The organism is Pseudomonas sp. NFACC41-3 (genome assembly GCF_900109505.1).
Classification (GTDB): domain Bacteria; phylum Pseudomonadota; class Gammaproteobacteria; order Pseudomonadales; family Pseudomonadaceae; genus Aquipseudomonas; species Aquipseudomonas chlororaphis.
In genome coordinates, this window is the sequence record NZ_FOAE01000007.1 from 263,123 (window position 1) to 286,897 (window position 23,775).

Annotated in this window: 22 protein-coding genes; 14 read left to right on the top strand and 8 right to left on the bottom strand. The window is 65.8% G+C overall.

Translation table 11 applies throughout. From position 1 onward, the window contains the following. Nucleotides 1–2: 2 nt before the first annotated feature. Together ribD and nrdR are read right to left on the bottom strand one after the other, a co-directional pair. Nucleotides 3–1,136, bottom strand: a complete 1,134-nt coding sequence (gene ribD, locus BMY68_RS29005; protein ID WP_085534493.1) for a bifunctional diaminohydroxyphosphoribosylaminopyrimidine deaminase/5-amino-6-(5-phosphoribosylamino)uracil reductase RibD — start codon at nt 1,134–1,136, stop codon at nt 3–5. Further along, nucleotides 1,133–1,597, bottom strand: a complete 465-nt coding sequence (gene nrdR / locus BMY68_RS29010; RefSeq protein ID WP_007924133.1) for a transcriptional regulator NrdR — start codon at nt 1,595–1,597, stop codon at nt 1,133–1,135. Before nrdR ends, ribD begins: the two co-directional genes overlap by 4 nt. 129 nt (nt 1,598–1,726) lie before the next feature. Here nrdR and BMY68_RS29015 point away from each other — a divergent pair, with 129 nt between their 5' ends. From BMY68_RS29015 to trxA, 3 genes are all read left to right on the top strand, one after another. Further along, entirely contained in the window at nt 1,727–2,185 is a 459-nt protein-coding gene (locus BMY68_RS29015) for a hypothetical protein (RefSeq protein ID WP_085534491.1), read from the top strand. Then, the gene (locus BMY68_RS29020) at nt 2,182–2,838 is read left to right on the top strand and encodes a class I SAM-dependent methyltransferase (protein ID WP_009045827.1); all 657 of its coding nucleotides are present in this window, start codon (nt 2,182–2,184) and stop codon (nt 2,836–2,838) included. Before BMY68_RS29015 ends, BMY68_RS29020 begins: the two co-directional genes overlap by 4 nt. A gap of 105 nt (nt 2,839–2,943) precedes the next feature. Further along, on the top strand, nt 2,944–3,816 hold the full coding sequence (gene trxA / locus BMY68_RS29025; RefSeq protein ID WP_085534489.1) for a thioredoxin: 873 nt from the start codon (nt 2,944–2,946) through the stop codon (nt 3,814–3,816). Nucleotides 3,817–3,866: 50 nt separating this feature from the next. On the opposite strand, the gene BMY68_RS29030 is transcribed toward trxA, so the two are convergent. After that, the gene (locus tag BMY68_RS29030; RefSeq protein ID WP_085534487.1) at nt 3,867–4,220 is read right to left on the bottom strand and encodes a hypothetical protein; all 354 of its coding nucleotides are present in this window, start codon (nt 4,218–4,220) and stop codon (nt 3,867–3,869) included. Nucleotides 4,221–4,355: 135 nt separating this feature from the next. Here BMY68_RS29030 and BMY68_RS29035 point away from each other — a divergent pair, with 135 nt between their 5' ends. The 5 genes from BMY68_RS29035 to BMY68_RS29055 all read left to right on the top strand — a co-directional run bounded on the left by BMY68_RS29035 (nt 4,356) and on the right by BMY68_RS29055 (nt 8,549). Continuing rightward, a complete protein-coding gene (locus BMY68_RS29035) occupies nt 4,356–4,952 on the top strand; it encodes a DUF2796 domain-containing protein (RefSeq protein WP_085534485.1) in 597 nt (198 codons plus the stop codon). Nucleotides 4,953–5,090: 138 nt separating this feature from the next. Next, nucleotides 5,091–5,801, top strand: a complete 711-nt coding sequence (locus BMY68_RS29040) for an ABC transporter ATP-binding protein (protein ID WP_053262826.1) — start codon at nt 5,091–5,093, stop codon at nt 5,799–5,801. 1 nt (nt 5,802) lies between these two features. After that, the gene (locus tag BMY68_RS29045; RefSeq protein WP_085534483.1) at nt 5,803–7,068 is read left to right on the top strand and encodes an ABC transporter permease; all 1,266 of its coding nucleotides are present in this window, start codon (nt 5,803–5,805) and stop codon (nt 7,066–7,068) included. Nucleotides 7,069–7,096: 28 nt separating this feature from the next. Continuing rightward, entirely contained in the window at nt 7,097–7,615 is a 519-nt protein-coding gene (locus tag BMY68_RS29050; protein ID WP_085534481.1) for a DUF3299 domain-containing protein, read from the top strand. Between the two features lie 235 nt (nt 7,616–7,850). Next, nucleotides 7,851–8,549 carry an OmpW/AlkL family protein gene (locus tag BMY68_RS29055; RefSeq protein ID WP_009045833.1) on the top strand — a complete coding sequence of 233 codons (699 nt, stop codon included), beginning with the start codon at nt 7,851–7,853 and terminating at the stop codon, nt 8,547–8,549. A 58-nt stretch (nt 8,550–8,607) separates the two neighbouring features. Here the strand turns inward: BMY68_RS29055 and BMY68_RS29060 are convergent, their stop codons facing one another. Continuing rightward, complete coding sequence (locus BMY68_RS29060) at nt 8,608–9,537, bottom strand: NAD-dependent epimerase/dehydratase family protein (RefSeq protein WP_009045834.1); 930 nt, start codon at nt 9,535–9,537, stop codon at nt 8,608–8,610. Next, nucleotides 9,530–10,414 carry a sugar nucleotide-binding protein gene (locus BMY68_RS29065; RefSeq protein WP_023969342.1) on the bottom strand — a complete coding sequence of 295 codons (885 nt, stop codon included), beginning with the start codon at nt 10,412–10,414 and terminating at the stop codon, nt 9,530–9,532. Before BMY68_RS29065 ends, BMY68_RS29060 begins: the two co-directional genes overlap by 8 nt. 222 nt (nt 10,415–10,636) lie before the next feature. On the opposite strand from BMY68_RS29065, the gene BMY68_RS29070 reads away from it, so the two are divergent. The 6 genes from BMY68_RS29070 to BMY68_RS29095 all read left to right on the top strand — a co-directional run bounded on the left by BMY68_RS29070 (nt 10,637) and on the right by BMY68_RS29095 (nt 20,608). Further along, nucleotides 10,637–14,953 carry a DEAD/DEAH box helicase gene (locus BMY68_RS29070; protein ID WP_085534479.1) on the top strand — a complete coding sequence of 1,439 codons (4,317 nt, stop codon included), beginning with the start codon at nt 10,637–10,639 and terminating at the stop codon, nt 14,951–14,953. A gap of 181 nt (nt 14,954–15,134) precedes the next feature. Continuing rightward, nucleotides 15,135–16,346 (top strand): MFS transporter, encoded by a 1,212-nt coding sequence (locus tag BMY68_RS29075; protein ID WP_053262830.1) that lies wholly within the window; start codon nt 15,135–15,137, stop codon nt 16,344–16,346. Nucleotides 16,347–16,607: 261 nt separating this feature from the next. Next, entirely contained in the window at nt 16,608–17,534 is a 927-nt protein-coding gene (locus BMY68_RS29080; RefSeq protein ID WP_085534477.1) for a DUF72 domain-containing protein, read from the top strand. Continuing rightward, nucleotides 17,531–18,328 carry an endonuclease/exonuclease/phosphatase family protein gene (locus BMY68_RS29085; protein ID WP_085534475.1) on the top strand — a complete coding sequence of 266 codons (798 nt, stop codon included), beginning with the start codon at nt 17,531–17,533 and terminating at the stop codon, nt 18,326–18,328. The genes BMY68_RS29080 and BMY68_RS29085 overlap by 4 nt, the downstream gene beginning before the upstream one ends. Then, nucleotides 18,325–19,626, top strand: a complete 1,302-nt coding sequence (gene clsB / locus BMY68_RS29090) for a cardiolipin synthase ClsB (RefSeq protein ID WP_085534473.1) — start codon at nt 18,325–18,327, stop codon at nt 19,624–19,626. Before BMY68_RS29085 ends, clsB begins: the two co-directional genes overlap by 4 nt. Next, nucleotides 19,613–20,608, top strand: a complete 996-nt coding sequence (locus tag BMY68_RS29095) for a lysylphosphatidylglycerol synthase domain-containing protein (RefSeq protein WP_085534471.1) — start codon at nt 19,613–19,615, stop codon at nt 20,606–20,608. Before clsB ends, BMY68_RS29095 begins: the two co-directional genes overlap by 14 nt. Before the next feature lie 83 nt (nt 20,609–20,691). Here the strand turns inward: BMY68_RS29095 and BMY68_RS29100 are convergent, their stop codons facing one another. The 3 genes from BMY68_RS29100 to BMY68_RS29110 form a co-directional block, all read right to left on the bottom strand. Continuing rightward, entirely contained in the window at nt 20,692–21,447 is a 756-nt protein-coding gene (locus tag BMY68_RS29100) for an alpha/beta hydrolase family protein (protein ID WP_062824457.1), read from the bottom strand. Next, nucleotides 21,437–22,546, bottom strand: coding sequence for a DUF3182 family protein (locus tag BMY68_RS29105; protein ID WP_085534469.1), 1,110 nt, complete (start codon nt 22,544–22,546; stop codon nt 21,437–21,439). The genes BMY68_RS29100 and BMY68_RS29105 overlap by 11 nt, the downstream gene beginning before the upstream one ends. A gap of 182 nt (nt 22,547–22,728) precedes the next feature. Next, nucleotides 22,729–23,736: a GlxA family transcriptional regulator gene (locus tag BMY68_RS29110; protein ID WP_009045844.1), complete on the bottom strand. Its 1,008-nt coding sequence runs from the start codon at nt 23,734–23,736 to the stop codon at nt 22,729–22,731. Between the last annotated feature and the right edge of the window lie 39 nt (nt 23,737–23,775).

The window sequence follows — 23,775 nt, forward strand, 5'->3', positions numbered from 1 at the left end:
AATTATACGCTCGCTGCTGGCAGAGGAATGGCAATGACTCGCCAGTCATCGCCTACGGCGCGCATTTCAATGATTTTCAGCTGCGGCGCCTCGCTCATCTGCGCCAGCGGCCAGTCGAGCAGCGGCCGGGCCGTAGAGCCGAGGAACTTGCCGGCGACAAAGATCTGGTACTCGTCCACCAAACCTTGCTGGGCGAATGCCCCCGCCAGACGCGGGCCAGCTTCCACCAGCACCTCGTTGACGCCGCGGGCAGCCAGCTCGCCCAGCAGCCGACGCAGGTCCACCTGGCCATCGGCGCCCGGCACGATCAGGCACTCCGGACCATTGGCGTACCGCTCTTCCACCGCCGCGCAGGTGGCGACCAGCGCCGGCCCCGCCTTGAAGAACGGCGCATCGAGCGGCACCCGCAGGCGGCCGTCGATCAACACGCGCAAGGGTGGACGGCTCATGGCCAGGGCGGTCTGTTCCGCATCCAGCCCCAGCTCCTCGGCACGCGCCGTCAGCCGGGCATTGTCCGCCAGCACCGTGTCGGCACCGGTCAACACCACGCTGGCCTGGGCCCGCAGGCGCTGCACCGCGGAACGCGCGGCGGGGCCGGTGATCCACTGGCTTTCGCCGCTGGCCATGGCGGTGCGCCCGTCCAGGCTCATGGCCAGCTTGACCCGCACGAACGGCAAGCCCTGTTCCATGCGTTTGAGGAAGCCCTGGTTGAGGGCACGGGCTTGCTGCTCCATCACCCCGCTGTGGGTAGCGATGCCGGCCTGGGCCAGGCGCTGCAGGCCACGGCCGGCGACTTCCGGGTTGGGGTCCTGCATCGCCGCCACGACCCGCGCCACGCCGGCATCCACCAGGGCATCGGCGCACGGCGGCGTACGGCCGTGATGGCTGCAGGGTTCGAGGGTCACGTACGCGGTGGCGCCGCGGGCGTTGGCACCGGCGGCACGCAGGGCGTGGACTTCGGCGTGGGGCTCGCCGGCCCGCACATGCCAGCCTTCGCCGACGACCTGGCCGTCGCGCACGATCACGCAACCGACCCGGGGGTTTGGGTGAGTGCTGAAGCGACCTTTTGCGGCCAGCTCCAGGGCGCGCGCCATATAGTGGGCGTCGAGTACCGCCTGTTCGCTGGAGGTGTTCATTCTTTGCCCGGCTCGCGGGCGAGACGGTCGATCTCTTCGCGGAATTCGTTGAGATCCTGGAACCGTCGGTAGACCGAAGCGAAGCGGATATAGGCCACTTCATCGAGCTTTTGCAGCTCGGCCATCACCAGTTCGCCGACGACCAGGGATTTGACCTCACGCTCACCAGTGGCGCGCAACTTGTGCTTGATATGCACCAGCGCGGCTTCCAGGCGCTCGACGCTGACCGGACGTTTTTCCAGGGCACGCTGCATGCCAGCGCGGAGTTTTTCTTCGTCGAAGGGCTGACGGCTGCCGTCAGTCTTGATCAGGCGCGGCAACACCAGTTCGGCGGTTTCGAAAGTGGTGAAACGCTCACCGCAGGCCAGGCATTCACGCCGGCGGCGCACCTGTTCGCCTTCGGCGACCAGACGCGAGTCGATGACCTTGGTGTCGTTGGCACCGCAGAAGGGACAGTGCATGGTGGCAGGCAACAAAAAAAGGGAGGGCCATGGTAGCGCATCCCACTGGCAAGACAAGCCATAGCCTTTACGGTATACAGACCGACTATTATGTTTTGCACATGGAATTTCGCCTTGTTGGAGCTTCGCATGCCACTACGACCGCTCGTTTTGCTCAGCCTTTTCAGCCTGCTGGTCGCTTGCAGCAGCGACGCCCCGAAACCGGCCATCTCCACCGTGCCGCCCCAGCAGAGTGTGAAAAAAGCCCAGGAATCCACTGACCTCGGCCCCCTGCCGGCCTACCAGCGTGAACTGAGCGGCACCCTGCAGGGCGTACCGAGCGGTGCCGAGGTGGAACTGGCGCTGCTGGTGATCGACGAGCGCGGCCGGCCGCAACGTTTGCTGGCCAGCAGCAACCTGATCGGCAACAACAAGGTCCTGCCGTTTCGCCTGCGCTTCAATCCCGATGTCTTCCCGGTAGGCGCCCGCGTTGAACTGCGCGGCCGCGCCAGCCAGTCCGGCCAGTTGATCCTGCACCTGCCGGCGCAACTCATCACCCAGCCGACCACCCAGGCCGTGGGCCAGCTGCAATTCGTCAAAGCACCATGACCCCACCGCTCGACCTGCAACGCGCCCTGAGCGAACTGCTGGGCGATGCCCAACTGGTGGCCTGCGAACTGCCGGACACCGAGCTGAAGCTGTGGTTGATCGATGCCGACAACATGGACCGCGCCTTCACCCCGGAAGAAACCCGGCGAATTCTCCACGAACCGCCGTACTGGAGTTTCTGCTGGGCCAGCGGCCTGGCCCTGGCGCGCTATCTGGCCGAGCGTCCGCAGTGGGTGCAAGGCAAGCGGGTCCTGGATTTCGGCGCCGGCTCCGGCGTGGCCGGTATCGCGGCGCTGAAAGCCGGCGCGCTGGAAGTGGTGGCCTGCGACCTCGACCCGCTGGCCATCGCCGCCTGCAAGGCGAATGCGGCGCTCAACGGGGTTGAACTGGGTTACTCCACGGACTTTTTCGCGCAAGCGGATCGCTTCGACCTGATCCTGGTGGCCGACGTGCTCTACGACCGCGCCAACCTGCCGCTGCTGGATGAGTTCCTCAGCCGCGGACGCCAGGCGCTGGTGGCGGACTCCCGGGTCAAGGACTTCCAGCATCCGCTGTACCGACGCCTGGAAATGCTCCACGCCCTGACCCTGCCGGATCTGGCCGAGCCCTGGGAGTTCCGCGAAGTGAGCCTGTATCACGCGCAGCGCGATTGAGCCCCTGCCAGCGCTACGCGATAACCGGCGAACGGACAGCCACCGCTTTCAGGCACACCCCGCCAGCCCTTATAGTTGGCCCATTCACGTTCTTCGAGATCCCCCATGAGTCAGGACACGCCGTACATTTTCGACGCCAGCACCGCCGACTTCGACCAGTCGGTGATCGAGAACTCGTTCCACAAGCCGGTGCTGGTGGATTTCTGGGCCGAATGGTGCGCGCCCTGCAAGGCGCTGATGCCGATGCTGCAACAGATCGCCGAGAGCTATCAGGGCGAACTGCTGCTGGCCAAGGTCAACTGCGATATCGAGCAGGACATCGTTGCCCGCTTCGGCATTCGCAGCCTGCCGACCGTGGTGCTGTTCAAGGACGGCCAGCCGGTGGACGGCTTTGCCGGAGCGCAACCGGAGTCCGCGGTGCGCGCCATGCTCGAACCCCATGTGCAGATGCCGCCGCCCAAGGCCGCCGACCCGCTGGAGCTGGCTGAAGCGCTGTTCGCCGAAGGGCGCATCGCCGATGCCGAAGCCACGCTCAAAGTGCTGCTGGGCGAAGACAACAGCAACGCCAAGGCCTTGATCCTCTACGCCCGCTGCCTGGCCGAACGCGGCGAACTGGGCGAAGCCCAGACCGTACTCGACGCGGTCACCGGCGATGAACACAAGGCGGCGCTGGCCGGGGCCAAGGCACAGATTACCTTCCTCAAGCAGGTCGCCGACCTGCCGGACAGCGCCGAGCTGAAAAGCCGCCTGGCGCAGAACCCGCAGGATGACGAGGCGGTGTATCAGCTGGCCATTCAGCAGCTGGCGCGCCAGCAGTACGACGCGGCGCTGGATGCCCTGCTCAAGTTGTTCATCCGCAACCGCAGCTATAACGAAGGCCTGCCGCACAAGACCTTGCTGCAAGTGTTCGAGCTGCTGGGCAACGATCACCCGCTGGTGACCACCTACCGTCGCAAGCTGTTCGCCGCGCTGTACTGATTCATAGCTGATAGCCGCGCCGGTTTATCGCAAGCCGGCGCAGCCCTCGTCTACTCGACCCAGCTGTAGAGCGGCGTATCACCGCCGCTCACCACCTTGACCTGTGCGCTATGGCGCAAACGCACCAACAGCCGCTTGCCCGCCGCGGCGCTGCCGGTCAGGCCTTCCAGTTGCTCCAAAAGATCCGGGCCGCTCAATTGCCCGGCCTTGCGCAGCAGGTCCTGGGTGATCTGCCACAGCGCATCGTCCTGGCTCGCCGGCTTGGCCACAGGCGCGCCGCTTTCGGCTTTGGCCGCCTGCAACGGCGTCCCCAGCCGGGCACTCAACTGATCCCAGTCGGCCTCGTCCAGTTCCAGGGTCAAGTCCACCGGCCATTCGCCGATGCTTCCACGAATCCGCACCATCGCTCTGCTCCCGAAAATTTCTGACGAGCATGCTCCCATGCGTCTTGCGCAACGCCAAGCAGGCGGTCACACTCTCGCCGCTTCCGTTATAAGATTACATAACATTATTTTCATGTTCACTCCCGGAGACTTGCCATGCGTCGTCTGCTGCTCGCCCTGCCGTTCGCCCTGTTGCCCCTGGCCATCGCTCACGCGGCCGAAAAACACGACCACGACCATGAGCACGGCAGCCTCGGTGCTCACGAGCATGGCGTGGCCCGCCTGAACGCGGCACTGGACGGCCAGACCCTGGAGCTGGAACTGGAAAGCCCGGCGATGAACCTGGTGGGCTTCGAGCACGTCGCCAGCACCGACGCGGACAAGGCCAAGGTCGCCGCCGTGCGCGCGCAGCTGGAAAAACCGCTGGCGCTGTTCAGCCTGCCGCCCGCCGCCGGTTGCGTGGTGGCGCAACAGGAACTGGAAAGCCCGCTGTTCGGCGACAAGCCCGAAGATCACGACGAAGACCATGACGACGCGAAGAGTGCCGGCGGCCACGAACATCACCACGAACACAGCGAGATCCATGCGCACTACCAGTTCACCTGTGCCACGCCGGGCGCGCTGAAGAACCTGGACCTGGCCGGCGTGTTCAAGACCTTCCCCGCCACCCAGAAAATTCAGGTACAACTCATCTCGCCAAGTGGCCAGCAAGGCGTGGAAGCGACCTCCAAGGCCGCCAGCCTGAAATTCTGACCGCAACTCCTGTAGCCGCTGCCGCAGGCTGCGATCGAGCCCGAAGGGGTCGTTGCTCTTGAGGTTTTCGCAAGGTCCTGCGGACCTTATCGCAGCCTTCGGCAGCGGCTACAAAACTCACTCCATGATCGGCCCAACATGACCCAAGCACTTATCGAACTGTCCGACCTGGGCTTCAGCTGGCCCGGCCATCCGCAGTTGCTGGATATCCCGGCCTTTCGCCTGGAAGCGGGTGAAACGCTGTTCCTCAAGGGCCCCAGCGGCAGCGGCAAGACCACCCTGCTCGGCCTGCTCGGCGGCGTGCAGAAACCCGGCCGCGGCAGCATCCGCCTGCTGGGCCAGGAGTTGACCGAACTCTCCGCCGGCGCCCGCGACCGCTTCCGGGTCGATCACACCGGCTACATCTTCCAGCAGTTCAACCTGCTGCCGTTTCTCTCGGTACGCGAAAACGTCGAGTTGCCCTGCCACTTCTCCAAATTGCGCGCCAGCCGCGCCGTACAGCGCCACGGCAGTGTCGATCAGGCGGCGGCCACCCTGCTCGCCCACCTGGGGCTTAAAGACCCCGACCTGCTCGGTCGCCGCGCCGACTCGCTGTCCATCGGCCAGCAACAACGGGTCGCCGCCGCCCGCGCGCTGATCGGCCAACCGGAACTGGTGATCGCCGACGAACCCACCTCGGCACTGGACTACGACGCCCGCGAAGCCTTTATTCGCCTGTTGTTCGCCGAATGCCGCGAGGCCGGGGCCAGTCTGCTGTTCGTCAGCCATGACCAGAGCCTGGCGCCGCTGTTCGATCGCAACCTGTCGCTGGCCGAGCTCAATCGCGCTGCCACGCCCGCGGAGGTCTGAGATGTATCTGTTCCGTCTAGCCATGGCCAGCCTGGCTAACCGCCGCTTCACCGCGATCCTCACTGCCTTCGCCATCGCCCTGTCGGTCTGCCTGCTGCTGGCGGTGGAACGGGTGCGCACCGAAGCCCGCGCCAGCTTCGCCAGCACCATCAGCGGTACCGACCTGATCGTCGGCGCCCGCTCCGGTTCGGTGAACCTGCTGCTGTACTCGGTGTTCCGCATCGGCAACGCCACCAACAACATTCGCTGGGACAGCTTCGAGCACTTCGCCAATAGCCCGAAAGTGAAATGGGCGATCCCGATTTCCCTCGGCGATTCCCATCGCGGCTACCGGGTGATGGGCACCACTGCGGCCTACTTCGAGCATTACCAGTACGGCCACCAGCAGAACCTGCAACTGGCCAGCGGCCGCGAGTTCGCCAGCGATCCGTTCGAAGTGGTGCTGGGCGCCGAAGTCGCCGAGGCCCTGCATTACAAGCTCGGCGACAAGCTGGTGCTGGCCCACGGCGTAGCGGCCATCAGCCTGGTCAAGCACGACGACAAACCCTTCACCGTGGTCGGCATCCTCAAGCGCACCGGCACCCCGGTGGACCGCACGCTGCACATCAGCCTCGGTGGCATGGAGGCGATCCATATCGACTGGCACAACGGCGTGCCGGCCCAGGGCAACGGCCGCATCAGTGCCGACCAGGCGCGCAACATGGACCTGACGCCGCAAGCGATCACTGCCTTCATGCTCGGCCTGAACAGCAAGATCGCCACCTTCGCGGTGCAGCGCGAGATCAACGAATACCGCGGCGAACCGATGCTGGCGATCTTGCCCGGGGTCGCCCTGCAGGAGCTGTGGAGCCTGATGGGCACCGCGGAAAAGGCCTTGTTCGTGGTGTCGCTGTTCGTGGTGCTGACCGGCCTGATCGGCATGCTCACGGCGATCCTCACCAGCCTCAATGAGCGCCGCCGGGAAATGGCGATCCTGCGTTCGGTCGGCGCCCGCCCCTGGCATATCGCGACCTTGCTGGTGCTGGAGGCCTTCGCCCTGGCGCTGTCCGGTGTGCTCGCCGGGCTGGGCCTGCTGTACCTGGGCATCGCCCTGGCCCAGGGTTATGTGCAGTCGAGCTACGGCCTGTATCTGCCGCTGTCCTGGCCAAGCGAGTATGAGTGGACGCTGCTCGGCGGTATCCTGATCGCCGCCCTGCTGATGGGCAGCGTGCCCGCCTGGCGCGCCTACCGACAATCGCTGGCCGATGGCCTGTCCATCCGTTTATGAGGAACTTCCGGTTATGAGGAGCTCCGGCATGCCCCGTGCCCTGCTTGCGCTATTGATGCTGGTCGCCCTGCCACTGTGGGCCGCCGAACCCCGTGATCTGGCCTGGTCGGAAATGATCCCGCCGGACGCGCCGGCGGAGGTGCCGAACATGCAGCCGCTGCACGACCTGTCGCAGATGAGCGACGCCCTGGCCTCCGAGTCTGCCCCGGCGGCCAAGCAGGACATGCCCAACGCTCCGGTGGTGCAGAGCCTGGACGGCCTGTCGGTGCGCCTGCCCGGCTACATCGTGCCGCTGGAAGTCAGCGAGGAAGGCCGCACCACGGAGTTTCTGCTGGTGCCGTATTTCGGCGCCTGCATCCACGTGCCGCCACCGCCGTCGAACCAGATCGTGCATGTGAAAAGCCAAGTCGGCGTGAAGCTCGACGAGCTGTATCAGCCGTACTGGATCGAGGGGCCGATGCAGGTCAAGGCGTCCACCAGCGAAATCGCCGACGCGGGTTACCAGATGGAGGCAGAGAAGATCTACGTGTACGAATTGCAGGAGTGAAACCGCCGGTTTTGCAGTGCCGCACATGACCTCATCGCGAGCAAGCTCGCTCCTACAGGGAACCGCACTGTTCATGTAGGAGCGAGCTTGCTCGCGATCGATTCCAAAGCGCCTAGAGCCCCCTACCCCCCTCGCTCCCACGCTGATCCGCTTTTCATTGAGCTGAGTCAAAGCCTGTTCCTTGACGATCCTTACCATTGGACCTAGCCAACTCGAATCGTCCTTTGGAGCTCCCATGCACAAGCCCCTGCTCAGCGCCTCCCTGTTCGCGCTCGCGCTCGCCGCCCCGATCGCCCACGCCCACGAAGCCGGCGACATCATCGTTCGCGCCGGTGCCATCACCGTCAATCCGAAAGCCGACAGCGGCGACGTCAAGGTCGATCGCGGTCCATTGGCCGGTGCCAACCTCGGCGGCAAGGCGACCATGAGCAGCGACACTCAGCTGGGCCTGAACTTCGCCTACATGCTGACCAACAACGTCGGTATCGAACTGCTCGCGGCCACCCCGTTCGAGCATGACGTCAAGCTCAAGGGCACCGCGCTGGACGCCGCCAACGGCAAGCTCGGTACCCTCAAGCACCTGCCGCCGACCCTGAGCGTCGTGTACTACCCACTGGACCACAAGGCCGCCTTCCAGCCTTACGTGGGTGCCGGTATCAACTACACCTGGATCTATGACGAGCACGTCGGCAGCCGTGCCAGCGCCGCCGGTTTCGACAATTTCCGGGCGAAGAACTCCTGGGGCCTGGCCTGGCAGGTCGGTGCCGACTACATGCTGACCGACAACGTGATGATCAACGCCCAGGTGCGCTACGTCGACATCGACACCACCGCCTACGTGAACAACAACGCGGTCGCCGGCGGCACCCGGGCCAAGGTCGACGTGGATGTCGATCCATGGGTCTACATGGTCGGCCTGGGCTACAAGTTCTAAATCGGCCAGACAAAAAAAGGCGCCTGCAAAGGCGCCTTTTTTCATCGCTGGGGAAAGCTCAGCGGCCCAGCAAACGTGCCAGCCCGACGCTCATCGGCGTCGGTTCGGGGAGCTTGAAGCGCTGCAACAGGCGCTGGTTGTTCGCCCGCGAATGGCGAATGTCCCCGGAGCGCGCCGGGCCGTAGCTGATCGGTGGCAACGGCCCTACCACCTCGCCCAGGACCTCGAGCAATTGCTTGAGGGTGGTGGCCTGGTTCAGGCCGACATTGACCGCGCCGACTTCCAGTTGCGGTGTTTCCAGGGACTGCACCAGCACGTCCACCAGGTCTTCGACATACATGAAATCACGAGTTTGCTCGCCATCGCCGAATACGGTGATCGGCAGGCCTTTCTGCGCGCGCTCGCAAAAGATGCTGATGACCCCGGAGTACGGCGAGGATGGATCCTGGCGCGGCCCGAAGATGTTGAAGAAGCGGAAGATCGCCGGCTCCAGCCCATGCTGGCGGCGATAGAAATCGAAGTAGTACTCGCTGGCCAGCTTGTCCGACGCATAGGGCGTCAGTGGCGCCTTGGGCGTGTCTTCGTCGATCGATTCGCCCTCGCCATTGTTGCCATAAACCGCCGCGCTGGAAGCAAACAGCACGCGCTTGACGCCAGCCTGGCGCATGGCTTCACAGACGTTGAGGGTGCCGATGAAGTTGCTCTGGTGGGTACGCACCGGGTCGTCCACCGAAGCCTGTACCGAAGCGACCGCCGCCAGGTGCGCCACCGCGCGGCAGCCGCTCATGGCCCGCGCCACCAGGGCCGCATCGGCGACGTCGCCTTCGATCAGTTCGACCCGCGGGTTGTCCAGCGGCAGGTTGCCGGGTTTACCCGTGGACAGATCGTCGAGGATCCGCACCGAGTAGCCCTTGGCGAGCAAAGCGTCGGTCAGGTGCGAACCGATGAAACCGGCACCGCCGGTGATCAAGATTGGGCCATCAGCCATGACGATAAAACCTATCCAGTAGAGCCGGGAGTGCCGCGCGCCAGGCGCGAGGCTTGATCCCGAAAGTGTGCAGAATTTTTTTGCAGGCCAGCACCGCGTGCTGCGGTTCTTCGGCAGCGTCCGGCCGGGCGGCGTGAGCCTGGGCGGTCGGCGCTTCGATGGCCAGCGGATGCAGGCTGCGGGCCTCGGTGAGGATCGCCTGGCCCAGCGCCAGCGGCGTGGTCGCCTCATGGCCGGCGTAGTGGTAAGTGCCCCACAGCGGCGCAGCGCAATCGAGTTGCTTGAGTACGGAGATGATCACCCGGGCGGCATCGTCCACCGGCGTCGGGTTGCCCCGGCGGTCGTCGGCCAGCAGCAGCTCTTCGGGTTGCTCGGCACGGGCCAGGAAACGCCCCAGGGTGCCTTCGGCGCTATCGTCCAGCAGCCAGCCGAAACGCAGCAGCACATGCTGTGGGCAGGTGGCGCGCACATTCTGCTCGATCCGCCACAAGGCCTGGCCACGCAGGCCCAGCGGTACCGGTTCGTCCTTTTCGCTGTAGGCGGTGGCCCGCGAACCGTCGAACACGCGATAGCTGGAAGGCTGCAGAAGAATGATGTTGTGATGCTGGCACAGCTCGGAAAGCCGCTCGACCGCCCGTTCCTGACTGGCCAGGCGTGCCTCGGGGACACTCTCCGCCTGGAACCAGTCGAAGTAGTACGCAAGGTTGATCAAGGCATCCGGACGGGTGTCGTCGAGCAGTTGCGTCAGGCTCGCGGCATCCCAGCCGTCTTGCGGCGGACGGGGGGCGAGGAAACCGATGTCTTCCTCCGCACCGAGGCGAATCAGCGCCTGCCCAAGGGCATTTCCGCCGCCCAGTAACATAAGGCGCATTCGCATAGAGTCAGCAGGCCCAATCTGTTCGGAACGATGGTTTGAATCGGCCAGCCCCGCGGGGCTGGCCATGAATATTGCTCAGAATCGTTGCATTTTGCGGGTTTCCGGCGCAACCGTCACTGAGAAAGTGTAGAGCAACAAAGCACACAGCCCTTCAGGGCCGCTGCCGCCAGCGGCGACAAGGCAGGCTTGCAACTTCACTCCGGCGGTCGCATAACGTTGTGCATGAACCTTCCCCAGATCCCCGCCAACGCCCTGCCGGGTTTTCATCCCGCGGTCAGCGCCTGGTTCAACAGCTGCTTCCCGGCGGCGACCGCCGCCCAGGCCCGGGCCTGGCCGCTGATCCGCCAGCGCCGTTCGACGCTGATCGCCGCGCCCACCGGCTCGGGCAAGACCCTGACCGCCTTCCTCGCGGTGATCGACGAGCTGGTTCATCGCGGCCTGGAAAACGGCGGCACGCTGCCGGAACAGACCCTGGTGGTGTACGTCTCGCCACTCAAGGCTTTGAGCAACGATATCCAGATCAACCTGCAGGACCCGCTGGCCGGGATCACCGCGCAACTCGAACGCATGGGCCTGCCGCAATTACGCATCAGCACCGCGGTGCGCACCGGCGACACCCCGCAGAAAGACCGCAGCGCCATGCGCAAGAGCGCGCCGCATATCCTGGTGACCACCCCCGAATCGCTGTATGTGCTGCTGGGCTCGGCCTCCGGCCGGCAAATGCTGGCCAGCACGCGCACGGTGATAGTCGATGAGATCCACGCCATCGCCGCCAGCAAACGCGGCAGCCACCTGGCGTTAAGCCTGGAGCGCCTGCAAGCGCTATGCGCCGAGCCGCTGACGCGCATCGGCCTGTCGGCCACGCAGAAGCCCATCGAAGCGGTGTCGCGTTTCCTGGTGGGTCATGAACGCCCCTGCGAGATCGTCGATATCGGCCACGCCCGCCCCCGGGACTTGGCCATCGAAGTGCCGCCCGTGCCGCTGTCGGCGGTCATGGCCAACGACGTCTGGGAACGGGTCTACGAACGTATCGCCGAACTGGCGCGGGAACACCGCACCACCCTGGTGTTCGTCAACACCCGGCGCCTGGCCGAACGCCTGAGCCGCCACCTCAGCGAACGCCTGGGCAAGGACGCGGTGGCCGCCCACCATGGCAGCCTGGCCAAGGAGTTTCGCCTGGACGCCGAACAGCGCCTCAAGCGCGGCGACCTGCAAGTACTGATCGCCACCGCCTCGCTGGAACTGGGCATCGATATCGGCGATGTCGACCTGGTGTGCCAGATCGGCTCGCCGCGTTCGATCTCGGCCTTTCTGCAAAGGGTTGGACGCTCCGGGCACCAGGTCGGCGGCACGCCCAAGGGCCGCCTGTTCGCCCTGAGCCGCGACGACCTGATCGAATGTGCCGCCCTGCTCGACTGCGTGCATCGCGGCGAACTCGACACCCTGCAGATCCCCAGGGCGCCGCTGGATGTGCTGGCGCAGCAGATCGTCGCCGAAGTCAGCAACCAGGAATGGCAGGAGCAGCCGCTGCTGGAGATGATCCGTCGCGCCTCGCCCTACAGCGACCTCGACGAAGGGCATTTCCAGGCGCTGCTGCGCATGCTCGCCGAGGGCTACAACGGGCGCCAGGGCATTCGCAGCGCCTATCTGCATCGCGATGCCGTCAACCGTAGCCTGCGCGGCCGGCGGGGCAGCCAGCTGACGGCGGTGACCAGCGGCGGCACCATCCCCGACAACGCCGACTACGCCGTGCTGCTGGAGCCCCAGGCGCTGAATATCGGCAGCGTCAACGAAGACTTCGCGGTGGAAAGCATCGCCGGCGATGTGTTTCAGCTGGGCAACACTTCGTACCGCATCCTGCGGGTGGAAACCGGCCGGGTGCGGGTCGAGGACGCCCACGGCCAGCCGCCGACCATTCCGTTCTGGCTCGGCGAAGCCCCTGGGCGCAGCGCCGAACTGTCGTTTGCCGTGGCGCGCCTGCTGGGCCGGCTCGACGTGTTGCTCGGCGCCACCCCCGGCCAACTACAGCCCGCCCTCGACTGGCTGGGCGACAGCCTGGGCCTGGACGCCGCCAGCGCCGAACAACTGGTCGAGTACCTGGCCCGCGCACGCCAGAGCCTGGGCGCGCTGCCGTCCCAGGACACGCTGATCATGGAGCGTTTTTTCGATGAGTCCGGTGGCACCCAACTGATCATCCACACGCCGTTCGGCAGCCGGATCAACCGCGCCTGGGGCCTGGCGCTGCGCAAGCGCTTCTGCCGCACTTTCAACTTCGAATTGCAGGCCGCCGCCAGCGAAGACGCCATCGTGTTGTCGCTGTCCACCGGCCACAGTTTCGCGCTCGACGACGTCTGGCGTTACCTGCACAGCAACAGCGCCGAACACATCCTGGTCCAGGCCGTGCTGGAGGCGCCGCTGTTCGGCGTGCGCTGGCGCTGGAATGCCGGGGTGGCCCTGGCGCTGCCGCGCTTTGTCGGCGGGCGCAAGGTAGCGCCGCAGATCCAGCGGATGAAAAGCGAAGACCTGATCGCCAGCGTGTTTCCCGACCAGATCGCCTGCCTGGAGAATCTCGCCGGCGAACGGCAGATTCCCGATCACCCGCTGGTGGAACAGACCCTCGACGACTGCCTGCACGAAGCCATGGACAGCGAGGGCTGGCTGACGCTGTTGCGGCGCATGGAGCGCGGCGAGCTGCGCCTGATCAGCCGCGACCTGCCGGCGCCCTCGCCCCTGGCCGCGGAAATCCTCAGCGCCCGGCCCTATACCTTCCTTGACGATGCTCCGCTGGAAGAGCGCCGCACCCAGGCCGTGCTCAGCCGCCGCTGGAGCGACCCCGAGTCCAGCGACGACCTCGGCGCCCTCGACGCCGAGGCCATCCAGTCGGTGCGCGAGGAAGCCTGGCCCGCCCCCGGCAACCCGGACGAAATGCATGAAGCGCTGATGAGCCTGGCCTGTATCAGCGAGGACGAAGCCCAGGCCAACCCGCGGTGGACCGACTGGCTGCAAGCCCTGGCGGACAGCGGGCGCGCCAGCCGCCTGCAGATCGGCGACGGACAGGCCCTGTGGCTGGCCGTCGAGCGCCTGGGCTGCCTGCGGGCGATTTATCCACAGGCGCCGCTGCAACCGCTCCTCGAGGCGCCGCCCGGCTTCGATGAGCGATGGCAGCGCGATGAAGCGGTGGTCGAAGTGATTCGAGCCCGGCTCAGCGGCTTCGGCCCGTTGCCGCTGGAACGCATCGCCATGCCCCTGGGCCTGAGCGCCGGCGAGGTTACCCAGGTCCTGGCGCAGCTGGAAGGCGAAGGTTATGTGCTGCGCGGCCGCTTCAGCCCCGGCGAGGCCCGGGAAGAGTGGTGCGAACGGCATCTGCTGGCGCGGATTCATCGCTACACCGTCAAACGCCTGCGCCGGGAAATCGAACCGGTGTCGCTGCAGGACCTGATGCGTTTTCTGTTCGACTGGCAGCACCTGTCCAGCGCCACCCAGGGCCAGGGCAGTGCCATGCTGGCGCAGACGGTCGCCCAGTTCGAAGGCTATGCCGCCGCGGCCGGCGCCTGGGACAGCGACCTGCTACCGGCGCGGATCAAGGATTACTCCGCCACCTGGCTGGATGAGCTGTGCCGCAACGGCAAAGTGGTCTGGAGCCGGCTCAGCGCGCCGCACAAAACCGCCGGCGCGACCCTGCGCAATACGCCGATCGTGCTGCTGCCGCGCAACCAGGTCGCGCTGTGGAGCGGGCTGGGCGCACAGCCCGACAGCCGCGAGCTGTCGCCCAAGGCGCAGAAGGTCCATGAAGCCCTGAGCCAGCACGGCGCCCTGTTCTTCGATGAATTGCAGCATGAAGCCCATGTCCTGCGCACCGAGCTGGAGATCGCCCTGCAGGAACTGGTGGCCGCAGGGTGGGTGAATGCCGACAGTTTTGCCGGCCTGCGCGCCTTGATCACCCCGGCCAGCAAGCGTCTGGCCCGCAGCGGCCGACGCGGGCGCGGGGCCGTGGTCGGCGGCATGGACGATGCGGGGCGCTGGGCGCTGCTACGGCGTCCGTCACCAGTACCGGAGGGCGTCGGCGGTCATGGGCAGGCAACCCCACCGGCCACCCTGGAACACATCGCCATGACCCTGTTGCGGCGTTATGGCGTGGTGTTCTGGCGCCTGCTGGAGCGCGAGGCCGACTGGTTGCCGAGCTGGCGCGAACTGCTGCGTACTTTCCATCGGCTGGAGGCCCGCGGCGAAATTCGCGGCGGGCGTTTTGTCAGCGGCCTGGCCGGCGAGCAGTTCGCCCTGCCCGAGGCCATCGCCCTGTTGCGCGAAGTGCGCCGCCGCCCACTGGATGGCAGCCTGATCGCGGTGTGTGGCGTCGACCCGCTGAACCTCGCCGGCACCTTGCTGCCCGGGCCGAAGGTCCCGGCCCTGGCCGGCAACCGGCTGGTGTACCGCGACGGCCTGCCCGCAGCCGCCGAGATCGCCGGCAAACCGCATGTCTGGCTGGACCTTGAGCCGCAGGCCAGCCTTGAGCTGCGGACCCGGTTGATTCGCCACTGATATCGGACCGCGGGCGGCCTGGTGCATCGCGCCGAGCAAGCGTCGCTCCTACAGAAGCGGGTTGATTGCTCAGCTCGATATTTGCCTTCAGGTCAAATATCAAATACCGGAACCGCTATTTTTCCGCACGATTCAAATCCGGACACTGCGCTCCATTGTCAAATCCACCGGAGTTGCAGCCATGCCCATTGCCTTGCTCGCGCTGACCCTCAGCGCCTTCGCCATCGGGACGACTGAGTTCGTCATCGTTGGCCTGTTACCCACCATCGGCGCCGACCTCGGCGTCAGCCTGCCGTCCGCCGGGCTGCTGGTCAGCCTGTACGCCCTGGGTGTCGCCGTCGGCGCGCCGGTGCTCACCGCGCTGACCGGCAAGGTCCCGCGCAAACTGTTGCTGCTGTCGCTGATGGTGCTGTTCACCCTCGGCAACCTGCTGGCCTGGCAAGCGCCCAGCTATGAATCCCTGGTCCTGGCGCGCATCGTCACCGGCCTGGCCCATGGCGTGTTCTTCTCCATCGGCTCGACCATCGCCACCAGCCTGGTGCCCAAGGAAAAAGCCGCCAGCGCGATTGCCATCATGTTCACCGGCCTGACGGTGGCCCTGGTCACCGGCGTGCCGCTGGGGACCTTTATCGGCCAGCATTTCGGCTGGCGCGAAACCTTCCTCGCGGTATCCGCCCTGGGTGTGATCGCCTTTATCGGCAGCCTGATCTACGTGCCGAAAAACATCGCCCACAGCAAACCGGCGTCCTTGCTGCAACAACTGCAAGTGCTGAAACAACCGCGCCTGCTGCTGGTGTACGCCATGACCGCGGTGGGCTACGGCGGCTCGTTCATCGCCTTCACCTTCCTCGCGCCGATTCTCCAGGACATTTCCGGCTTCAGCGCCAGCACCGTCAGCCTGGTGCTGCTGGTCTACGGGATCTCGGTCGCCGTAGGCAACATCTGGGGCGGCAAGCTGGCGGACAAGCGCGGCCCGATCAGCGCCTTGAAGATCATCTTCGCCCTGCTGGCCGGCGTGCTGTTCCTACTCACCTTCACCGCCGGCAACCCGTGGCTGGCGCTGGCCACCGTACTGGTGTGGGGCGCTGTGGCCTTCGGCAACGTACCGGGCCTGCAGGTCTACGTGGTGCGCCAGGCCGAACACCACACCCCGCAAGCGGTAGACGTGGCTTCGGGCCTGAACATCGCCGCCTTCAACCTCGGCATCGCCGGCGGCGCCTGGGGTGGCGGCCTGATCGTCGCCCACCTGGGGCTGATCCACACCGCCTGGATCGGAGGCCTGGTGGTACTGGGCGCCCTGGCCCTGACCGCCTGGAGCGGCCGCCTGGATCGCCTCGGCCCGGTGTACGCCGAGCCGGCCGAGGGGTCGAGCCGGGTGGTGGTCGGGCACTGAGCCCACCAGCAGGCCCCAACCAGAAAAACGCAGCCCTGGCCGGCTGCGTTTTTTTATGCCCGGTCGCAAAGTGTGGCGCCTGGCGGGGCTGGCGTCAGCGGCTGCCCGGCGCAGGGTTTGTCACCGTCGGGCGGCCCATCGCCCGCCAGCCCGCGGCTAGGGGCTGGAAAACACCGTCCGTAGGAAGGTCGAAACTTTCCCGTCAGCCGGGCAGTCATCAAAAGACAGAGGTGGTTCGAAGGCCCCAAGACGGGAGCGGACATGGCGGCGATTCATATCGGTATTTCCGGCTGGCGCTACAAGCCCTGGCGTGGCGATTTCTACCCCGAGGGGCTGACGCAGAGGCGCGAGCTGCAATTCGCTTCGCGCGCAGTCAACAGCATCGAAATCAACGGTTCGTTCTACGCGCTGCAGACCCCCGAGCGTTATGCCAACTGGTATGCCGATACGCCCAAGGACTTCGTGTTCAGCGTCAAGGCGCCACGCTACATCACTCATATCCTGCGGCTGCGGGATGTGCACAAGCCGATCGCCAACTTCTTCGCCTCGGGCGTGCTGGAGCTCAAGAACAAGCTCGGACCGATCCTGTGGCAGTTTCCGCCAAGCTTTCGGTTCGACGCCGAGCTGTTCGGCGCCTTTCTTCAGCAATTGCCCGCCGATACCGAACAGGCCGCCGCCCTCGCCCGCCAGCACGAACCACGCCTCAACGGCCACGCCAGCACCAAGGCCTACGGCAAAAAAGCCATGCGCCATGCCGTGGAAATTCGCCACACAAGCTTTGCCGTGCCCGAATTCACCTATCTGCTGCGCCAGCACGGCGTGGCACTGGTGGTGGCCGACACCGCTGGCAAGTGGCCCTATTGCGAGGACCTGACCGGCGATTTCGTCTACCTGCGGCTGCACGGCGACAAGGAGCTGTACGCCAGCGGCTATACGCCCCAGGCCCTGAAGCGCTGGGGCGACCGGATCGAGGCCTGGCACAGCGGCAAGCAGCCTGCCGATGCCCGGCTGATCGATGCCCGGCACCCACCCAGGGCGCGCAAGAGCCGGGAGGTGTTCTGTTATTTCGACAATGATCTCAAGGTCCGCGCGCCCTTCGACGCCCGTCGGTTGCTGCAGCGCTTCGGGCTCGACAAGACACTGGCGACAGCGCCCGGCGAGCCTGCCGCGCCCGGGGTGCTGCCATGAGCCATGACGAGTCGGCCCACAACCCGGTACCGCCCGTGATCGGGCTCGCCGCCGCGCGCCGCTTCACGGTGCTGACGGTGAACACCCACAAGGGCTTCACCGCCCTGAATCGGCGCTTCATCCTGCCCGAGCTGCGCGAGGCGGTGCGCAGCGTGGCCGCCGACGTGGTGTTCCTGCAGGAGGTGCACGGCGCCCACGACCAGCACCCGCAGCGCTACAACAATTGGCCGAGCATGCCGCAATACGAATTCCTCGCCGACAGCATCTGGCCGCAGTTCGCCTATGGACGCAACGCCGTGTACCCGGCCGGCGACCACGGCAATGCGCTGCTCTCGAAATTCCAGATCATTCGCTACGACAACCTCGACATCTCCCTGTCCGGGCACGAGAGCCGCGGCCTGCTGCATTGCGTGTTGCGCCTGCCCGGCGATGCCCTGGAAGTGCACGCCATTTGCGTGCACCTGGGGTTGCGCGAAAGCCACCGGCAGCAACAGCTGGATCTGCTGCTGCAGCTGATCGCCGAGCTTCCCGTCGATGCGCCCTTGATCGTCGCCGGCGACTTCAACGACTGGCGGCTGCGCGCCGATGCACAGCTCGCCCCCAGTGGCTTGCAGGAGGCCTTTGTCAGCCAGCACGGCAAACCGGCGCGCAGCTTCCCCGCACGCCTGCCGCTGCTGCGGCTGGACCGGATCTACGTGCGTCACCTGAAAATCCACCGCCCCCAGGTCCTGGCCTCCCATCCCTGGTCCCATCTCTCCGATCATGCACCGCTGTCGGTCGAGGTCGAGTTATGAACGACATGCCCCTGGAAAAAACCACGGTGGACCACCCGCCTGACGCGGGGCTGGCCCATGAGCCGCTACGGATGGACCTCGAATACGGTTGGCACAGCAACAACCGGGTGGTGCTGCTGGAGAATGGCGAGGCGTATTTTCCCCGGGTGTTCGAAGTGCTGCGCCAGGCGCAGAACGAGATCCTGCTGGAGACCTTCATCCTCTTCGAGGACAAGGTCGGCCACGAGCTGCACCGTATCCTGATCGAAGCCGCACAGCGTGGCGTGCGTGTCATCGTCAGCCTGGACGGCTTCGGTTGCGGCGAATTGAGCACCGAGTTCCTTGCCGCCATGAGCAATGCCGGGGTGCGCTTGCAGATATTCGACCCGGCACAGCCGATTTTCGGGGTGCGCACCAACTGGTTCCGCCGCCTGCATCGCAAGATCGTGGTGGTCGACGGCGCCATCGCCTTTGTCGGCGGGATCAACTTCTCCGCCGATCACCTGGCCGATTTCGGCCCCCAGGCCAAACAGGATTACTCGGTAGAGATCCAGGGGCCGGCGGTGGTGGATATCCACCATTTCGCCCTGCTGCAAGGCGACCGCCCGGCCCGCGCCCGCTACTGGTGGCAACGCCGCCGGCAGCGCCGCGCGGAGCTGGCCCTGACCGACCATGACGGCCAGGTGCGCCTGGTCTACCGCGACAACCGCCAGCACCGCAGCGATATCGAAGAGGTCTACCGCCAGGTATTGCGCGGGGCCCGCCAGCGGGTGGTGATCGCCAATGCCTACTTCTTCCCCGGCTATCGGCTGCTGCGCGAGATCCGCAACGCCGCGCGCCGTGGCGTCGAGGTGCGACTGATCCTGCAGGGCGAGCCGGACATGCTGGTGGCCAAGCTGGCGGCGCGCATGCTCTACGACTATCTGCTCAAGGACGGCGTGACCATCTACGAATATTGCGAACGGCCACTGCACGGCAAGGTGGCGCTGGTGGACGACGACTGGAGCACCGTGGGCTCGAGCAATCTCGACCCGCTGAGCCTGTCGCTGAACCTGGAGGCCAATGTGCTGATCCGCGACCGGGCGTTCAATCGCGACCTGTTCGAGCGCCTCGATCGGCTCAGTCGCGACCACTGCCAGGCCATGCCGGCCAAGGGCTCCGGGCGTGGCCGCTTGTGGCGCCTGACCGTGGGTTTCCTGGTGTTTCACATCCTGCGTCACTTCCCGGCCTGGGCCGGCTGGCTACCCGCCCACAAGCCGCAATTGAAGCCCTTCGGCCAGGCCGCCACCCCGCGGGAGTCGCCCCATGAGCCGCACTGACGCCCATGGCTCGACGCCCGCCGCATCGCACTCCCGGTCGCGCTGGCAACGCCTGAAGAAACCGCTGACCATCGCCTTCTTCCTGCTGTTGATCGTGCTGTTCACCCTGCTGGCCCGGCGCATCGACTGGAGCGAAGTACTCGGCACCCTGGCCGACTTCAAGGTGCGTACCCTGGTCATCGCCGCGGGCCTGACCCTGGCCAGCTTCCTGGTCTATGCCTGCTTCGACCTGATCGGTCGCACCTACATCCGGCAGAACCTCGGCTGGCGGCAGATCCTGCCGGTGGGGTTCATCAGCTACGCCTTCAACCTCAACCTCAGCGCCTGGGTCGGCGGAATCGCCATGCGCTACCGGCTGTACTCCAGGCTCGGGGTGAGCACCGGCAATATCGCCAAGATCCTCGGCCTGAGCCTGGCCACCAACTGGTTCGGCTACATGGTCCTGGCCGGCACGGTATTCGCCAGTGGCCTGATGAAGTTGCCGCCCGGCTGGCAACTCAGCAACGGCGCGTTGCAGGGCGTGGGCGTCCTGCTGCTGGTGCTGGGCGTGAGTTACCTGGCGGCCTGTCGGTTTTCCCGACGGCGCGAGTGGTCGATACACGGGGTCGAGATCAACTTGCCCTCGTTGCACATGGCCCTGCTGCAACTGGCCCTGGGCGCACTCAACTGGTCGCTGATGGCAGCGGTGATCTTTACCCTGCTGCCCAGCAAGCTCGATTACCCGGTGGTGCTCGGGGTGCTGCTGATCAGCAGCATCGCCGGGGTCATCACCCATATTCCGGCGGGGCTCGGGGTGTTGGAGGCGGTGTTTATCGCCCTGCTGCAACATGAGGTGTCCCGCGGCAGCCTGCTGGCTGGGTTGATCGCCTACCGGGCGATCTACTTCATCCTGCCGCTGCTGATCGCGCTGCTGATGTACCTGGTGGTGGAGGCCAGGGCCAAGGCGTTGCGCGTGGAGAAAAAACCGCGCCAAGGCAGCTGAGGCAATCGCGCAAACACGCGCGCTCCTCTCCAGGAGCGAGCTTGCGCGCCTATTCGAGCAACACCTTCAACCAGCGCTTGCGACTATCGCGACTGAATGATGCTCAAGCGTTCTCCCACCACCATTTCCGTGATCCAGTCCACCAGGATCGAGGTGTAGGCCTGCTGCGACACAGGATCGCTCAGGGCATGGTCGGCGCCGTCGATGATCCGATGGGTCATGGAATGGGTCTGCTGGCAGGCCGCGCGGTAGCTCATGAAGGTGGCATGGGGCACATGCTCGTCGTTTTCCGACTCCACCAGCAGCACATCCCCGGTGAACGTCGAACAGGCATGCAGCGCCCGGTTGCTGTCGGCACGCACCAGGCTGCTGCGGTAGTCCAGCAGGTCGGCCTTGTCCAGGTCGCGCTTGGGGCTGTTCCAGGCTTCGTCGCGATACAGCGCCGGGACCCGCAATGCCAGCCAGCGCACCGGTCGCAGCGAGGTCAGGATGCTCGCCAGGTAGCCACCGTAACTGGTGCCCACCACGGCAATCGCCGAGGTATCGAGGGCCGGATGGGCCAGCAGGCGGTCATAGGCCGCCAACAGGTCGCGCAGGTTGTCTTCGCGGGTCACCCGGTTCAGCGGGATGCCGCTGCCGGCATGGCCCCGCAGGTCGAAGGTCAGGCACACGCAACCCAGCCCGGCGATGCCGCGGGCGCGCTCCAGGTCGCGCTCCTGGCTCCCACCCCAGCCGTGGACAAACAGTACGCCGGGGACTTTCGACTTGGGGCTGAGGAAAGTCCCGCGCATCTGCTCGTCATCGATGTCGATTTGAATGCTTTCGCTTCTAGCCGTCATAGGATTGGACCGTTACATATTTGAGAAGAAAGTCACTGTGTTCCGCGGGCCCGCGATAGACCTCGATGGCATCGGCCGGCAAGGGCCGGTCGACATAGGTTTCCACCGCGGACACACGAATCGCGCGCATATCCGGATGATCGATAAAGGCCTGCAAAGCCGCCACTTCGGCGCTGCTGGCACCGCCCATACGCCACGATTGCTCGAGTACGCCGCTGCGCTGCCGGCCTTCGGCGTCCAGGCCCTGGGCGATGTCGTAGTTGCGCCGGGAGGCGAAAAACCGCGGATAAGCCTCATCGGCGGCGGCGTCGAAAACCCGCGCCTGCTGCACCGCCAGGCGCACTTCCTCCGGCAGTTGCAGCGCCAGCAACTCAGGGTAGCCACCCCGCACTACCAATAGCTCGGAACCGCCGTAGACCTGCTCGCCGTCGGAGTCTTCGGTCAGGTACTGCTGGCCGCAGTAACTGAGGACGTGGCCGGCGATAAAGGACTGGCCGACGCTGTAGGTGGCCACCTGTCGCAGATCCTGCTCCAGGACCACGCCTTCATTGAACTGCCGGGCGACGTCCGGTTGCGCCAGCAGCTCGTCGAAGCGATCCAGGTTCTCGATCACCTGCTGGCCGCGACCGGCGCAGGCATGGATCGGTTTCATGCGGATCGGCCCGCTGTAAAGCAAATGACTGGCCGCTGGCCGGGCGTCATTCAGGGAAAACACGCTCAGGCCGTCCAGCACCACATTGCGCACCCGCTGGGAGAACAGCGGCGCCCAGCCCGGCGGGGCCACGGCGTTCCTGTTCAGCAGGCCATGGGTAATGGCCTTGGTGCAGATAAAGTCATGCTCGACATACCCGCCCCACAGATCGTCCGGCCCCTTGAGCCGCAATTGCCGGGCCGCGGCGGGGCCGACGATGGTCTGCGTCGGCAACAGGTACAGCTCGCTCTGCCCATGCACGAGCGGGTCGTAGTCACCGGCGAACTCCAGCCCGAGGATCTGCGCCAGCCAGCGGGCCAGCGCTCGATTGGTCTCCACGACATGCTGCGAGGCCCCCGGATGGACCGAGTGGGCGACCACCCGTTTCTTGCGTTGCGTCGGGGTCATGCGTCCCCCTTCGTCATCGGCGTGATGAATGTACAAGACAGGGTGCAGGGATCACGCCAAGGCCAGGGGGAAGTCGAATGCCCCCATGGAATAAGCGCTCCAGGCCATCGCTGCTGGCATTGCGCCTGTTTTATTTTGCACGATCGGCCCGCAACGCCCGGTATTTTGCACGACCCGCGGGGTCAGCCCTGCCCGGCCCGCGCCAGCGGTGCCGGGGGTGTCACGCCGAAACGCGCGCGATACTCGCTGGGCGTAAGCCCCGTGATCTTCTTGAAGGTGGCGCGGAACGCTCCCGGGTCCTGGTAACCGACCGTCCAGGCGATATGGTCGATGGTGCCGTTGGTGAACTCGAGCATTTCCCGTGCCTTGCCTACCCGCAAGTGCTGGCAATATTCGGTGGGTTTGAGCCCGGTGGCGGCCCGGAAGCGCCGCAGGAAGGTACGCTCCTCCAGCCCGGCCTGCTGCGCCATGACGGCAAGGGAAACGTCCACCGCGCCATTGGCCTGCAGCCAGTGCTGCACCTTGAGGATCGCCGCGTCGCCATGACCGAGGATCGGCGCGAAGTTACTGCCGCACTGGCTGGCGCTGTCGCTGTGTTCGATCACCAGGAAACGCGCGGTGCCGCTGGCGATGCTCGGGCCCAGCAGGCGGTCGACCAGGCGCAGCCCCAGCTCGGACCAGGCCATCAGGCCGGCGGTGGTGATCAGGTCGCCGTCGTCGACGATCGGCTTGTCGGCGTTCAGGCGGATGTTCGGGTAGCGCTCGGCGAACCGCTTCGCCGAGGTCCAGTGAGTGGTGGCGCTGCGGCCGTCGAGCAGGCCGCTTTCGGCCAGCAGGATCGAACCGACACAGACCCCGCCCAGGGTCGCGCCATTGGCATGCTGCTGGCGCAGCCACTGGATCAGTGCCTGGGGTGCCTGCGCCTGGGAAAAACCGGCCACCGAGGGTGGGATCAGCACCGCCAGCAATGGACCGTCAGCACCCGGGCGACTGTCGTACACCCGTACGGGGGCCTGGTCGGCCTGGGCCTGCCAGTGGCTGATGCGCAGCAGCGGCAACTGTGTGCTGCGCTGTTCGGCGGCAATGCGGTTGGCGACCTCGAACAGGTCAGTCAAGCCATGCACCGCGGCCATTTGTGCGCCGGGATAGATCAGCACGCCCAATTCGGCCACTGCGCTTTCCATACCCATTGTCAGTTTTCCCCCTGCTATTGTCGGTGCGGCCAATCC

Coding starts and splice junctions, on each gene's coding strand:
- ribD (WP_085534493.1), bottom strand. CDS start 1,136: ATGAACACCTCCAGCGAACAGGCGGTACTCGACGCCCACTATATGGCG.
- nrdR (WP_007924133.1), bottom strand. CDS start 1,597: ATGCACTGTCCCTTCTGCGGTGCCAACGACACCAAGGTCATCGACTCG.
- BMY68_RS29015 (WP_085534491.1), top strand. CDS start 1,727: ATGCCACTACGACCGCTCGTTTTGCTCAGCCTTTTCAGCCTGCTGGTC.
- BMY68_RS29020 (WP_009045827.1), top strand. CDS start 2,182: ATGACCCCACCGCTCGACCTGCAACGCGCCCTGAGCGAACTGCTGGGC.
- trxA (WP_085534489.1), top strand. CDS start 2,944: ATGAGTCAGGACACGCCGTACATTTTCGACGCCAGCACCGCCGACTTC.
- BMY68_RS29030 (WP_085534487.1), bottom strand. CDS start 4,220: ATGGTGCGGATTCGTGGAAGCATCGGCGAATGGCCGGTGGACTTGACC.
- BMY68_RS29035 (WP_085534485.1), top strand. CDS start 4,356: ATGCGTCGTCTGCTGCTCGCCCTGCCGTTCGCCCTGTTGCCCCTGGCC.
- BMY68_RS29040 (WP_053262826.1), top strand. CDS start 5,091: ATGACCCAAGCACTTATCGAACTGTCCGACCTGGGCTTCAGCTGGCCC.
- BMY68_RS29045 (WP_085534483.1), top strand. CDS start 5,803: ATGTATCTGTTCCGTCTAGCCATGGCCAGCCTGGCTAACCGCCGCTTC.
- BMY68_RS29050 (WP_085534481.1), top strand. CDS start 7,097: ATGCCCCGTGCCCTGCTTGCGCTATTGATGCTGGTCGCCCTGCCACTG.
- BMY68_RS29055 (WP_009045833.1), top strand. CDS start 7,851: ATGCACAAGCCCCTGCTCAGCGCCTCCCTGTTCGCGCTCGCGCTCGCC.
- BMY68_RS29060 (WP_009045834.1), bottom strand. CDS start 9,537: ATGGCTGATGGCCCAATCTTGATCACCGGCGGTGCCGGTTTCATCGGT.
- BMY68_RS29065 (WP_023969342.1), bottom strand. CDS start 10,414: ATGCGAATGCGCCTTATGTTACTGGGCGGCGGAAATGCCCTTGGGCAG.
- BMY68_RS29070 (WP_085534479.1), top strand. CDS start 10,637: ATGAACCTTCCCCAGATCCCCGCCAACGCCCTGCCGGGTTTTCATCCC.
- BMY68_RS29075 (WP_053262830.1), top strand. CDS start 15,135: ATGCCCATTGCCTTGCTCGCGCTGACCCTCAGCGCCTTCGCCATCGGG.
- BMY68_RS29080 (WP_085534477.1), top strand. CDS start 16,608: ATGGCGGCGATTCATATCGGTATTTCCGGCTGGCGCTACAAGCCCTGG.
- BMY68_RS29085 (WP_085534475.1), top strand. CDS start 17,531: ATGAGCCATGACGAGTCGGCCCACAACCCGGTACCGCCCGTGATCGGG.
- clsB (WP_085534473.1), top strand. CDS start 18,325: ATGAACGACATGCCCCTGGAAAAAACCACGGTGGACCACCCGCCTGAC.
- BMY68_RS29095 (WP_085534471.1), top strand. CDS start 19,613: ATGAGCCGCACTGACGCCCATGGCTCGACGCCCGCCGCATCGCACTCC.
- BMY68_RS29100 (WP_062824457.1), bottom strand. CDS start 21,447: ATGACGGCTAGAAGCGAAAGCATTCAAATCGACATCGATGACGAGCAG.
- BMY68_RS29105 (WP_085534469.1), bottom strand. CDS start 22,546: ATGACCCCGACGCAACGCAAGAAACGGGTGGTCGCCCACTCGGTCCAT.
- BMY68_RS29110 (WP_009045844.1), bottom strand. CDS start 23,736: ATGGGTATGGAAAGCGCAGTGGCCGAATTGGGCGTGCTGATCTATCCC.